The 12,391-nt window shown below is 67.6% G+C and carries 11 protein-coding genes; 8 read left to right on the top strand and 3 right to left on the bottom strand.

All coding sequences use genetic code 11. The annotated features are described in order from the left end of the window. Positions 1-127 precede the first annotated feature (127 nt). The 4 genes from rplM to IM689_RS00130 all read left to right on the top strand — a co-directional run bounded on the left by rplM (position 128) and on the right by IM689_RS00130 (position 3,934). A complete protein-coding gene (gene rplM, locus IM689_RS00145) occupies positions 128-577 on the top strand; it encodes a 50S ribosomal protein L13 (protein ID WP_047311058.1) in 450 nt (149 codons plus the stop codon). Positions 578-607: 30 nt separating this feature from the next. Beyond that, entirely contained in the window at positions 608-1,117 is a 510-nt protein-coding gene (gene rpsI / locus IM689_RS00140; protein WP_047310364.1) for a 30S ribosomal protein S9, read from the top strand. A 115-nt stretch (positions 1,118-1,232) separates the two neighbouring features. Next, positions 1,233-2,588: a phosphoglucosamine mutase gene (gene glmM / locus IM689_RS00135; protein ID WP_193642418.1), complete on the top strand. Its 1,356-nt coding sequence runs from the start codon at positions 1,233-1,235 to the stop codon at positions 2,586-2,588. 161 nt (positions 2,589-2,749) lie between these two features. Then, positions 2,750-3,934: an aminotransferase class I/II-fold pyridoxal phosphate-dependent enzyme gene (locus IM689_RS00130; RefSeq protein ID WP_193642417.1), complete on the top strand. Its 1,185-nt coding sequence runs from the start codon at positions 2,750-2,752 to the stop codon at positions 3,932-3,934. 142 nt (positions 3,935-4,076) lie between these two features. Here IM689_RS00130 and IM689_RS00125 read toward each other — a convergent pair whose 3' ends face one another. The 3 genes from IM689_RS00125 to IM689_RS00115 form a co-directional block, all read right to left on the bottom strand. After that, complete coding sequence (locus IM689_RS00125; protein ID WP_193642416.1) at positions 4,077-5,060, bottom strand: malate dehydrogenase; 984 nt, start codon at positions 5,058-5,060, stop codon at positions 4,077-4,079. Between the two features lie 223 nt (positions 5,061-5,283). Beyond that, on the bottom strand, positions 5,284-5,904 hold the full coding sequence (locus tag IM689_RS00120) for a carbonic anhydrase (RefSeq protein WP_006946116.1): 621 nt from the start codon (positions 5,902-5,904) through the stop codon (positions 5,284-5,286). 30 nt (positions 5,905-5,934) lie between these two features. Then, the gene (locus tag IM689_RS00115; protein WP_193642415.1) at positions 5,935-7,659 is read right to left on the bottom strand and encodes a fumarate hydratase; all 1,725 of its coding nucleotides are present in this window, start codon (positions 7,657-7,659) and stop codon (positions 5,935-5,937) included. A gap of 258 nt (positions 7,660-7,917) precedes the next feature. On the opposite strand from IM689_RS00115, the gene IM689_RS00110 reads away from it, so the two are divergent. The 4 genes from IM689_RS00110 to IM689_RS00095 are packed head-to-tail and all read left to right on the top strand — an operon-like array spanning position 7,918 to position 12,353. Then, entirely contained in the window at positions 7,918-9,222 is a 1,305-nt protein-coding gene (locus IM689_RS00110; protein ID WP_193642414.1) for an extracellular solute-binding protein, read from the top strand. Then, entirely contained in the window at positions 9,219-10,187 is a 969-nt protein-coding gene (locus tag IM689_RS00105) for a carbohydrate ABC transporter permease (protein ID WP_193642413.1), read from the top strand. The genes IM689_RS00110 and IM689_RS00105 overlap by 4 nt, the downstream gene beginning before the upstream one ends. After that, positions 10,187-11,053: a carbohydrate ABC transporter permease gene (locus IM689_RS00100; RefSeq protein ID WP_118912221.1), complete on the top strand. Its 867-nt coding sequence runs from the start codon at positions 10,187-10,189 to the stop codon at positions 11,051-11,053. Before IM689_RS00105 ends, IM689_RS00100 begins: the two co-directional genes overlap by 1 nt. Before the next feature lie 28 nt (positions 11,054-11,081). After that, complete coding sequence (locus IM689_RS00095) at positions 11,082-12,353, top strand: ABC transporter ATP-binding protein (RefSeq protein ID WP_193642412.1); 1,272 nt, start codon at positions 11,082-11,084, stop codon at positions 12,351-12,353. Positions 12,354-12,391 lie beyond the last annotated feature (38 nt).

Genomic DNA, 12,391 nt, shown 5'->3' with positions numbered 1-12,391 from the left:
GCGCGATTGGTTCGGGCCCGCAGGGCCGCGTAGCATTGATATCTGTTGCTTCGCAGCGCGCCCTGCACAGGGCGTGACGTGCGAAGTGGCCGCCCCCATCGTCAACGACAGAACGAAGGGAACGACCGTGCGTACGTTCACCCCCAACCAGGAGTCGGCTCAGGCCGACCGCGCCTGGCACGTCATCGACGCCACCGACGTCGTTCTGGGTCGCCTCGCGTCCCAGACCGCGGCGCTGCTGCGCGGCAAGCACAAGCCGACGTTTGCTCCGCACATCGACACCGGTGACTTCGTCATCATCATCAACGCCGACAAGGTTGCCCTCACCGGCGCCAAGCTCGAGAAGAAGAAGGCCTACCGCCACTCCGGTTTCCCGGGTGGTCTGACGGCGACTTCCTACACCGAGCTCATGGCGAAGGACCCGGAGAAGGCCGTCGAGAAGGCCGTCCGAGGCATGCTGCCCAAGACGAAGCTGGGCCGCGCCCAGATCGCCAAGCTCAAGGTGTACCGCGGTGCCGAGCACCCGCACGCCGCGCAGCAGCCCAAGCCGTTCGAGATCACCCAGGTCGCGCAGTAATCGCGCCTGCCAAGAATTCTTAGGAGAAACGTGGCAGACCAGAATGTCGAGCTCGACGCCCTCGAGACGGACGAGCCGCAGCTGACGGAGTACACGAGCGAGTCGACCGGCCCGGTCGGCGAGGACGGCGAGGTTCGTCGTCCGTCCGCATCCGCACCGGGTGCGGCCACGGGCCGTCGCAAGCAGGCCATCGCCCGCGTGCGCATCGTCCCGGGCACGGGTGAGTGGAAGATCAACGGCCGCTCGCTCGAGGAGTACTTCCCGAACAAGGTGCACCAGCAGATCGTCAACGAGCCCCTCGTTGCCCTCGAGCTGAACGGTGCGTACGACGTCCTCGTGCGCGTGCACGGCGGTGGCCCCTCGGGCCAGGCCGGTGCCGTTCGCCTCGGTGTCGCTCGTTCGCTGAACGGCGTCGACGAGGAGCTGAACCGTCCGGTGCTCAAGAAGGCCGGCTTCCTCACGCGTGACGCACGCGTGCCGGAGCGCAAGAAGGCCGGTCTCAAGAAGGCCCGCAAGGCTTCGCAGTTCAGCAAGCGCTGATCCACGCGCTGCACTGCTCGAATCGCTCCGTATCCGGCCCATGCGCCGGGTGCGGAGCGATTCGCGTACCGCCGCGTATTGTGGAGAGAGATTCCGAAGACCTCAGGAGGGGCACATGGGCCGCATGTTCGGCACTGACGGTGTGCGTGGCGTCGCCAACCAGGACGTCACGGCAGAGCTCGCACTCGGGCTGTCCGTCGCAGCAGCACGGGTACTCGTCGAGGCCGGGGAGGTCTCGGCCGATCACGAGCGTCCCGTCGCCGTCGTCGGACGCGACCCGCGCGCGTCGGGGGAGTTCCTCGGTGCGGCCACCGTCGCCGGGCTCGCAAGCGCGGGCGTCGACGTCTACGACGCGGGCGTGCTGCCGACGCCGGCCATCGCCTACCTGACGGCGACGATGAACGCCGACCTCGGCGCGATGCTGTCCGCCTCGCACAACGCGATGCCCGACAACGGCATCAAGTTCTTCAGCCGCGGCGGCCACAAGCTGCCCGACGCGCTCGAGGACGCGATCGAGGCGCACCTGCATGAGGAATACGAGCGTCCGACGGGTGCGTCGGTCGGTCGTGTGCATTCCTACGCCGAGGGCAGTGAGAAGTACATCGGTCACCTGCTCGGGGCGCTTCCGCACCGCCTCGAGGGCCTCAAGATCGTCGTCGACTGCGCGCACGGCGCGGCCTCCGTCGTCGGGCCCGAGGTGTTCCGCCGCGCGGGCGCGGACGTCATCGTCATCGGTGCGACGCCGGACGGGCTCAACATCAACGACGGCTACGGCTCGACGCACCTGGAGAAGCTGCAGGAAGCGGTCGTCGCGAATGGAGCCGACTTCGGTGTGGCCTTCGACGGTGACGCGGACCGCTGCCTCGCCGTCGACGGAACGGGTGAGGTGGTCGACGGTGACCAGATCATGGCGATCCTCGCGCTCGACCTCAAGGAGCGCGGCGTGCTCGCCGAGGACACGCTCGTCGCGACGGTCATGAGCAACCTCGGCATGATCAAGGCGATGGAGCGCGAGGGCATCACCGTCAAGCAGACCGGTGTCGGCGACCGCTACGTGCTCGAGGAGATGCGCCGCGGGTCGTACTCGCTCGGGGGCGAACAGTCCGGGCACGTCATCGCACTCGACCACGGCACGACCGGTGACGGCGTGCTCACGGGCCTGCTCCTCGCTGCGCGCGTGGCCTCGAGTGGGCGCTCGCTCGCCCAGCTCGGCGCCGTCATGCAGCGGATGCCGCAGAAGCTCATCAACGTCAAGGGCGTCGACAAGTCGGCCGTCGATTCGCACGAGGGCGTCCAGGCCGCTGTGCGCGCCGCCGAGAGCGACCTCGCCGGCGCCGGGCGCGTGCTGCTGCGCAAGTCGGGCACCGAACCGGTCGTGCGCGTCATGGTCGAGGCCGACACCGCCGAACGCGCGGACGCCGTCGCCTCGCACCTCGCCGACGTCGTCAAGCGCGAGCTGTCGATCGACTGAACTGCCGGCTACGCGCTTTCGTCCTGCGCCCAGATGCACCGGGTGCATCTGGGCGCAGTCGTCTGCCTCCCAGTCGTGTGGTGGCCCGGCGAGCTGTCGACGGGAGCTGACGAACAGCGCCGACGGCCGTCACGCGTGCGGGGTGTGTCACAGTGGCAGACATGAGCCTGCCAGCCGCCCAGCCGAGTCGACGCAGCGACGTCGAGCCGTTCCACGTCATGGAGGTGCTTGCCGCGGCAGCGGAACGTCAGCGCACGCATGGCGACGTCATCAGCCTGTGCGCCGGCCAGCCCTCGACCGGCGCGCCGCGCGCAGCCCGGGAGGCGGCCGTCGCGGCGATCGAGGCTGATGCGCTCGGATACACCGAGACGGTCGGCATCCGGCCGCTGCGTGAGGCGATCGCCGCGTATCACCGCGACCTCGGCGTCGACGACGTGAGTGCTGACGACGTCGTCGTCACGACCGGGTCGTCGGGCGCGTTCACGCTGCTGTTCCTCGCTGCGTTCGACGGCGGCGACGAGGTGTGGATGACCCGCCCGGGCTACCCCGCCTACCGCAACACGCTGCGGGCGCTGGGGACGTCCGTCGTGGAGCTCGCGTGCGGCGCCGAGGTGCGCTACCAACCCACCGTCGCGATGCTCGAGGCGGAACGTGCCGCGCGCGGCGCCGCGCCGAAGGGGCTCGTCGTCGCGAGCCCCGCTAACCCGACGGGCACGATCATCGACGCGGACGAACTCGCAGCTATCGCGCGCTGGTGCGACGCACACGGCGTGCTGCTCGTCAGCGACGAGATCTACCACGGCATCTCGTTCGGGCGCGCGACGTCGAGCGCGTGGCAGACGTCGCGCCAGGGCGCCGTCATCGGTTCGGTGTCGAAGTTCTTCTCGATGACGGGTTGGCGCGTCGGGTGGATGCTCGTGCCCGCGCACCTGCGCCGACGCGTCGCCATTCTCGCCTCGAATCTCACGATCTGCCCGCCGGCCGTGTCACAGCATGCGGCGCTCGCGGCCCTCGGCGAGGCGGCACGCGGTGAGCTGGAGGAGCACGTCGAGACGTACCGGCGCAATCGTGAGTTGGTGCAGCGGCGCCTTCCCGAGATCGGGGTGACGACCTACGCGCCACCGGACGGCGCGTTCTACGCCTGGTGCGACGTCGCGCACCTCACCGACGACTCCGCGCGCTGGTGCGCCGACGTGCTCGCCGCGACGGGCGTCGCCATCACGCCAGGGGTCGACTTCGACCCCGCCGACGGGCACCGGTTCATGCGGATGAGCCTCGCCGTCGCGAGCGATGAGCTCGACGAGGCGTTCGACCGGATGGTGAGGTTCGTCGATAGCTCGTCATGACGCTGTGACGTCCTGCGGTTCACCAGTCGTGCCGGCTACGTCAGACGGCCCCGGTCGCTCGGGCCTTACTGTTCGTGGGATGCACGTCGGCGCGTCAGGAACCCCCCTGGTCTCCTGACGCGCCGACGCGCGGTCTCGACGCTCAGATGAGCCCGAGGGCTCGGACGGCGTCTCGCTCACTCGCGAGTTCGGCGACGCTCGCATCGATGCGGGCGCGGCTGAACTCGTCGATCGTCAGGTCCGGCACGATGCGCCAGGCGCGGTCACGCACCGTCACGGGGAAGCTTGACACGAGGCCCTCGGGGACCCCGTAGGAACCGTCCGACGGAACGGCCGTCGAGACCATCGCCTCGGTGCCGAGCGCCCAGTCGCGCGCGTGATCGATGGTTGCGCTCGCCGCGCTCGCGGCCGAGGACGCTCCGCGCGCCTCGATGATCGCGGCACCGCGCTTGGCGACGGTGGGAATGAAGACGTCGTTGAGCCAGGCGTCGTCGCCCACCTCGAGGCGCGCGGCACGGCCATGGACCGTCGCGTGCGTGACGTCCGGGTACTGCGTCGCGCTGTGGTTGCCCCAGATGATGACGTCGTGGATGTCGGTGACGCTCGACCCCGTCTTCGCCGCGAGTTGGGCGACGGCGCGGTTCTGGTCGAGGCGGGTCAGCGCGCTGAAGCGCTCGTTCGGGATGTCCCGCGCGGCGTGCATCGCGATGAGGCAGTTCGTGTTCGCGGGGTTGCCGGTGACGGTGACCTGCACGTCGTCGGCTGCGGCGTCGTTGAGCGCCTCACCCTGCGGGCCGAAGATCCGGCCGTTGACCTCGAGCAGATCACCGCGTTCCATGCCCGGGCCGCGCGGCTTAGCCCCGACGAGCAACGCGTGGGAGACGCCGTCGAACATGCGGCGCGCGTCGGAGCCGGTCTCCATGCCCGCGAGCAACGCGAACGCGCAGTCCTGCAGTTCCATGACGGTGCCCTCGAGCGCGCCGAGCGCCTCGTCGACCTCGAGCAGGCGCAGCTCCACCGGCTGATCGGGCCCGAGCAGCTCACCCGCCGCGATGCGGAACAGGAGGCTGTATCCGATGGCACCTGCAGCTCCACTGACGGCGACGCGGACGGCGGGCTTGGGCATGACGGCTCATTTCGTCGGCGGGTTCTCGGACGAGACCTCGGGTCACCACTGACAGTAGGCCGAGCCGGCCCGCCGCGTCAGGGCCGAACGTCCCTGCGGGCCCTCCCGAGGCCCCCGAGTGTGCGAGTGGCCCGGGAGGGGCGCACAGCAGCCTGTGTGTGCCGCGACATCAGGCGTGCCGCCACTCGCTGGGGGACGGCGGCACGGTGACAGCGTCGGACGATCAGGCCGTGATGTCACCCAGGGTGCCGACGACGTGCGCCTCGCCCTCACCGATGTCGTAGTGCACGGCGACGACGGCGAGCCGGCCGGCGTCGATGCGATCACGGATCAGCTGACTGCGCTGGGGGAGGAGCTCGCTCGTCGCCCGGGCATGCTCGGCCTCGAACTGCTCGCCGGTCGTCAGCCCGTGCTTGCGCCCGTGCAGGATCGACGGCATGACGCGCTCGATGATCGTGTGGAGGTACCCCGGCGGCATGTCGCCGGTCTCCTCGGCGGCGAGCGTCGCGTTGATGGCGCCGCAGCTCTTGTGCGCGAGCACGACGACGAGCGGTGCGCGCAGCACCTCGGTGCCGAACTCGATCGAGCCGAGCACGCTGGGGTCGAGCACGTGGCCCGCGGTGCGCACGACGAACAGATCGCCGAGGCCCTGGTCGAAGATCATCTCGGCCGGCACGCGGGAGTCGCCGCACCCGAAGATGACGGCCTGGGGTGCCTGCCCGGCGACGAGCTCGCGCCGGCGCTCGCCGTCACTGTGCGGGCGCTGCGTCGTGCCGGAGACGAAGCGTCGGTTGCCCTCGACGAGGGTGTCCCAGGCCTGCTGCGGCGTGAGGGTGCTGCTCATGGTGGCTCCTTGGTGATGTCGCCGACGCCGTCAGCTCAGGCCGGGGCGGGTGGTGATGGTCATGGCGGTGGGCTTCGCGGTGGTGGCGAAGAAGTCGTTGCCCTTGTCGTCGACGACGATGAACGCGGGGAAGTTCTCGACCTCGATCTGCCACACGGCCTCCATGCCGAGCTCAGGGTATTCGAGCACCTCGACCTTCTTGATGCAGTCGAGGGCGAGACGCGCGGCCGGGCCGCCGATCGAGCCGAGGTAGAACCCGCCGTACTCCTGGCAGGCCTCCGTCACCTGGGCGCTGCGGTTGCCCTTGGCGAGCATCACCATCGAGCCGCCGGCGGCCTGGAACTGCTTGACGTACGAATCCATGCGGCCGGCCGTCGTCGGCCCGAACGAACCGGACGCCATGCCCTCCGGCGTCTTCGCGGGGCCTGCGTAGTAGACCGGGTGGTCCTTGAGGTGCTGCGGCATCTCCTCGCCGGCGTCAAGGCGCTCCTTGATCTTGGCGTGCGCGATGTCGCGCGCGACGACGAGCGTCCCCGTCAGCGAAAGGCGGGTCTTGACGGGATGCTTGCTCAGCTCGGCGCGGATCTCGTCCATCGGGCGGCTCAGGTCGATGTCGACGGCGGCGCCCTTGCCGGTCGAGCCCGCGCCGATTGCCGCGTCGCCGCTCTCGATGAGGTGCGCCTCGGTGACGTCGGGCAGGAACTGCGCCGGGTCGGTCTCGAGCTGCTCGATGAAGACGCCCTCGGGCGTGATCTTCGCGAGGCACTGACGGTCGGCCGAGCAGCTGACGGCGATGGCCACCGGAAGCGACGCACCGTGGCGCGGCAGGCGGACGACGCGCACGTCGTGGCAGAAGTACTTGCCGCCGAACTGGGCGCCGATACCGAAGTTGCGGGTGAGCTCGAGGATTTCCTCCTCGAGCTGCGGGTCGCGGAAGCCGTGGCCGGTGGCGGCGTCACCGGACGTCGGCAGCTCGTCGAGGTACTTGGCGCTCGCGTACTTGGCCGTCTTGAGCGCGAACTCGGCGCTCGTGCCGCCGATGACGACGGCGAGGTGGTAGGGCGGGCACGCGGCGGTGCCGAGGCTGCGCAGCTTCTCGTCGAGGAACTCGAGCATGCGCTTCGGATTAAGGATCGCCTTCGTCTCCTGGTAGAGGAACGATTTGTTCGCGCTGCCGCCGCCCTTGGCCATGAAGAGGAACTTGTAGGTCGTCTCGTGCCCCGGCTGGCTGTCGGCGTAGACCTCGATCTGCGCGGGCAGGTTGGAGCCGGTGTTCTTCTCGTCCCACATCGTCACCGGCGCCATCTGGCTGTAGCGCAGGTTGAGCTCGGTGTACGCGTCGTAGATGCCCTTGGAGAGGGCCTCTTCGTCGGGCGCCGACGGGCTGTCGACGAGCACCTGCGAGCCCTTCTTGCCCATGACGATGGCGGTGCCGGTGTCCTGGCACATCGGCAGCACGCCGGCAGCCGCGATGTTGGCGTTCTTGAGCAGGTCCAGGGCCACGAACTTGTCGTTGTTGCTGGCCTCGGGGTCGTCGAGAATGCGGCGCAGCTGCGCGAGGTGCGCAGGACGCAGGTAGTGGGCGATGTCGTGCATCGCAGTCTTCGCGAGGAGCTCGAGTGCGCTCGGGTCGACCTCGAGGAACGTTCGCCCGCCCGGACCCTCGACGCTGCGGACGCCCTCGTCGGTGAGCTTGCGGTAGGTCGTCGTGTCCTCACCGATCGGAAGGAGGTCCGAGTACGCGAAATCTGCCATGCGCGGAGCCTATCGGAGCGGTCGTCGTGTCCTCGGTGCGCCGCCGCCCCGAATGCCGTCGTCGCGAGGGCGCGCCGAGGGCGGACATCTGTCCACAACTCACCCCTCGGAGGGTGACTGTTCGACCCTTATCGCCGCTCGCATAACGGGCCGGTTGCTGCTGCGTAACCGTTTGGTCTCGGTGCTCACCTGACTATGGCGATCGTCACATGTGCAGGCGATCATGAAACGTCAATCATCAAGGATGGAGCGGTGTTCATGAACACATCCAAGTCTCGCCGACGGGTAGCCGTCGCAGCATCGATGGCGATGCTCGCGACGGGCGTGCTCGCCGGTTGCGGCGGTGACAGCGGCGGGGGCAGCACGCCCACGCTGACCTGGTACATCAACCCTGACGTCGGTAACTCCGACGCCAGCAAGGGTGGCCAGGCCACGTTGGCCGCTAACTGCACGAAGAACTCGGGCGGCAAGTACAAGATCAAGGTCGAACTGCTGCCGAACTCGGCCTCGGATCAGCGCACGCAGCTGCTTCGTCGTCTCGCGGCGGGTGACAGCTCCATGGACATCATGAGCGCCGACCCCGCCTTCGTCACGGAGTTCGCGGCCGCGGGTTACCTCGCGCCGATTCCGGCCGGGATGGAGAAGAACTTCACCGAGGACCGTGTGCAGAGCTCCATCGACGCCTCGATGTACAAGGGCAAGCTGACGTCGGTTCCGTTCTGGGCCAACACCCAGCTGCTCTGGTACAAGAAGTCCGTCGCCCAGAAGGCCGGCCTCGACATGAGCAAGCCCGTCACCTGGGACCAGCTCGTCAGCGCCGCGCAGAAGACGAACACCAAGGTCGGTGTCCAGGCCAAGCTCTACGAGGGCTACGCGGTGTGGATCAACGCGCTCGTCGCGGGTGCCGGTGGCAAGCTCGTCGAGAACCCCAGCGCCACGTACGAGAACATCAAGCTCGGCCTCGACTCCGAGGCGGGCAAGAAGGCCGCCACGATCATCAACAAGTTCGCCACGAGCGGTGTGGGTGGCCCGGCCGTCGGCTCTTCCGACGAAACGGCCTCGCTGACGCTCTTCCAGGCACCCAACGGTGGCTTCCTCGTGAACTGGCCGTACACCTACGGCGCGTACACGGGTGACAAGAAGGACGTGGCGGCGGCGATCTACCCGCGCACGGTCGCGGACAAGGACTCCGCGCCGCCGTTCGGTGGGATCCAGCTCTCGGTCGGCAAGAACTCCAAGCACACGGACCTCGCCTACCAGGCCATCGACTGCATCACGAACCAGGAGAACACCACGGCTTACATGGTGGCCTCGGGTAACCCGAGCAGCCGCAAGAAGTCGTACGACGACGCCAAGGTCAAGGAGGCCTTCCCGAACGGAATCGCCGCCCAGATCCGTACGTCGCTCGACAAGGCCGTCCCGCGCCCCCTCTCGCCCTACTGGGGCGACGTCTCCGGTGCGCTCCAGCTGAAGTTCTCGCCGCCCAGCGCCGTCAACCAGCAGACCCCGGCCACCGCTCAGAAGTACATCCTTGACGTTCTGAAGGGGAAGGCACTGCTGTGAGTTCCGCTGCTGTAGACACCAAGAAGTCGGCCGCAGCCGACTCGGGCAAGCCCAAGAAGGCGCGCCTTTCCGACCGCGCGAAGGCCGAGCGCAATCTCGGCTGGAAGCTTGCGGGCCCGGCGTTCGTCGTCATGGTTCTCGTGACGATGTACCCGATCCTCAACGCCCTCTACCTGTCGTTCTTCAAGTACCGCCTCACCGACCCGGCGGGCAAGAAGTTCGTCGGTCTGCAGAACTACCTGTCCGCGTTCAAGGACACGCTGTTCTGGGAGGCCATGTGGACGACGCTCATCATCACGCTCGTCACGGTCGTCGTCGAACTCGTTCTCGGCTTCGCGATCGCGATGCTCATGAACAAGATCGTCGTCCCGCGCCGCACGCTGCGCACCGTCGTCCTGCTGCCGTACGCGATCATCACGGTCGTCTCCGCGTTCGCGTGGAAGTTCGGCTTCGACGTCTCGACGGGCTTCGTCAACCACTGGCTGCACACCCTGTCGTTCGGTAGCTTCCCGCTCGACTACGACTGGTTCGGTCAGCGCTGGAGCGCGCTGTTCGTCATCTGCCTGTCAGAGATCTGGAAGACGACGCCGTTCATGTCCCTGCTGCTCCTCACGGGTCTCGCCCAGGTCGACTCCTCCATGGAGGAAGCGGCCAAGGTCGACGGCGCCACGTGGTGGCAGCGCCTCACGAAGGTGATCCTGCCGAACATGAAGGCCGCCATCATGGTCGCCCTGCTGTTCCGCACGCTCGACGCCTTCCGCATCTTCGACAACCCGTACGTCATGACCGGCGGTGCCAACAAGACGACGTCCCTGTCGATGCTCGTCTCGCGTGAAGCCATCGACCGAGTGGAGATCGGCATGGGCTCGGCCCTCGCCGTGATCCTCTTCCTCTGCGTGCTCATCATCGCGGCGATCTTCGTCAAGGGCTTCAAGGTCGACCTGGCCGCTGGGAGGAACAACTGATGGATACCAACGTCTCCAACAAGGCCAAGTGGGGAATGCTCGGCTTCGCCATTCCCGTCATGATCTGGACGCTGCTGCCGCTCGTGTGGATCTTCGCCCTGTCGCTCAAGAGCGACAAGGCCCTGACCGACACGACGGGCAAGGAGAACACCTTCGGTAACTTCTTCCCGACGAACCCGAGCTTCGAGAACTACGAGCTGATCCTCAAGGGCGGTGCGTCCGACCTGTTCATGCCGGCGCTGCGCAACTCGATCATCGTCTCGCTGCTCGCCACGGTCATCTCGGTCATCCTTGCGACGTTCTGTGCGTACGCGATCGCCCGCCTGGACTTCCCGGGCAAGAAGGTCATCCTCACGATGGCCCTCGCGGTCTCGTTCTTCCCGGTCATCGCCATGGTGACGCCGCTGTTCAACATGTGGCGTCAGATCGGCTTGTTCGACACGATCCCCGGCCTCGTCATTCCGTACCTCGCGCTGACGCTGCCGCTGTCGATCTGGACGCTCTCGGCGTTCTTCCAGCAGATCCCGTGGGAGATGGAGCAGGCGGCTCAGGTCGACGGCGCCTCCTCGTGGGAAGCGTTCCGCAAGGTCATCGCTCCGCTGGCCGGCCCGGGCGTCTTCACGACGGCGATCATCACGTTCTTCACGGCGTGGAACGACTTCGTCTTCGCCATCTCGCTGACCTCCGGCAACGCCCGCACGGTTCCCGCCGCGCTGAGCTTCTTCACCGGTGCCAGCCAGTTCACGCAGCCGACCGGCGCCATCGCCGCGGCGGCCGTCATCGTGACGATCCCCGTCATCATCCTCGTCCTGATCTTCCAGCGTCGGATCGTCTCCGGCCTCACGTCCGGCGCCGTCAAGGGCTGACGCCCGGCCCTCTTAGGAGAGACAGAAAATGTCAAGCATTCAGCTCAAGAACATCGTCAAGAAGTACGGCGACGGCTTCCCGGCCGTGAACGACGTCAGCCTCGACATCGCCGACGGCGAGTTCATGATCCTCGTCGGTCCGTCCGGCTGTGGTAAGTCCACCCTGCTGCGCATGGTCGTCGGCCTCGAGGACATCACCTCCGGTGACCTCGAGATCAACGGCAAGCGCGTCAACGACCTGGCCCCGCGCGACCGCAACCTCGCGATGGTGTTCCAGAACTACGCCCTCTACCCGCACCTGACGGTCTTCGAGAACATCGCGTTCCCGCTGCGCCTTTCGAAGGGCACGCACTCCGAGGACGAGATCCAGCGCAAGGTGCGCGAGGCGAGCAAGATGCTCGAGCTCGACGACCACCTCGACCGCAAGCCGGGCAACCTCTCCGGTGGTCAGCGTCAGCGAGTCGCCATGGGCCGCGCCATCGTCCGTGAGGCCGACGCGTTCCTCTTCGACGAGCCGCTGTCGAACCTCGACGCCAAGCTGCGTGGCCAGATGCGTACCGAGATCGCTCGCATGCAGCGTCGCCTCGGCATCACGACGATCTACGTCACGCACGACCAGACCGAGGCCATGACGCTGGGTGACCGCGTCGCCGTCCTCAAGAAGGGCGTCCTGCAGCAGTGCGCGAGCCCGCGTGAGCTGTACGAACAGCCCGTCAACCTCTTCGTCGCCGGCTTCATTGGCTCCCCGCCGATGAACTTCGTCCCGGCTCGCGTCGAGGGCGACCAACTGCGTCTGCCCTTCGTCTCGGTTCCGATGACGCCGCAGCTCGCTGCCGACGTCAAGGGCAAGGACGTCGTCATCGTCGGTATCCGCCCCGAGTACATCAAGGACGCCGAGGTCAACCCGGTCTCCGGCGGTGCCACGTTCCGTGCGCTCGTCGACCAGACGGAGTGGCTGGGTAACGAGCAGTACGCCTACATCCCCTTTGAGCAGGACTCGTCGGTCCAGGGCCACCTCGATAACCTCGAGAAGGAGCTCGACGGCGAAGGCGCTCGCAGCCAGATCGTCGTCAACCTCGACGCTCGCTCGCAGATCTTCGAGGGTGACGAGGTCGAGTTCGCGTTCGACCCGGCACACATGCACGTCTTCGACCCGGAGTCGGGCCACAACTACACGCGCAACGAGGAGAAGGCGGGTCGCATCGCCGAGGCCTCGGAGAAGCAGCGCAAGGCTGCTCTCAAGCGCGCGCAGGAGCGTGACGCCAAGGGCGCCATCTCGCGTGGCAACGACGTCGCCTGAGTGGTGAACGCCGATCGCCTGATCCACTGACGAGGGCC

The sequence above is a fragment of the Dermacoccus barathri genome (assembly GCF_015070805.1).
Lineage (GTDB): Bacteria > Actinomycetota > Actinomycetes > Actinomycetales > Dermatophilaceae > Dermacoccus > Dermacoccus abyssi.
Note: the sequence above shows the minus strand (reverse complement) of the source record. Positions and strands in the feature narration are given on the sequence as shown.

What these genes read in the sequence shown, in the direction of transcription:
- glmM (WP_193642418.1), top strand. Translation starts at nt 1,233, where the DNA reads ATGGGCCGCATGTTCGGCACTGACGGTGTGCGTGGCGTCGCCAACCAG.
- IM689_RS00130 (WP_193642417.1), top strand. Translation starts at nt 2,750, where the DNA reads ATGAGCCTGCCAGCCGCCCAGCCGAGTCGACGCAGCGACGTCGAGCCG.
- IM689_RS00125 (WP_193642416.1), bottom strand. Translation starts at nt 5,060, where the DNA reads ATGCCCAAGCCCGCCGTCCGCGTCGCCGTCAGTGGAGCTGCAGGTGCC.
- IM689_RS00120 (WP_006946116.1), bottom strand. Translation starts at nt 5,904, where the DNA reads ATGAGCAGCACCCTCACGCCGCAGCAGGCCTGGGACACCCTCGTCGAG.
- IM689_RS00115 (WP_193642415.1), bottom strand. Translation starts at nt 7,659, where the DNA reads ATGGCAGATTTCGCGTACTCGGACCTCCTTCCGATCGGTGAGGACACG.
- IM689_RS00110 (WP_193642414.1), top strand. Translation starts at nt 7,918, where the DNA reads ATGAACACATCCAAGTCTCGCCGACGGGTAGCCGTCGCAGCATCGATG.
- IM689_RS00100 (WP_118912221.1), top strand. Translation starts at nt 10,187, where the DNA reads ATGGATACCAACGTCTCCAACAAGGCCAAGTGGGGAATGCTCGGCTTC.
- IM689_RS00095 (WP_193642412.1), top strand. Translation starts at nt 11,082, where the DNA reads ATGTCAAGCATTCAGCTCAAGAACATCGTCAAGAAGTACGGCGACGGC.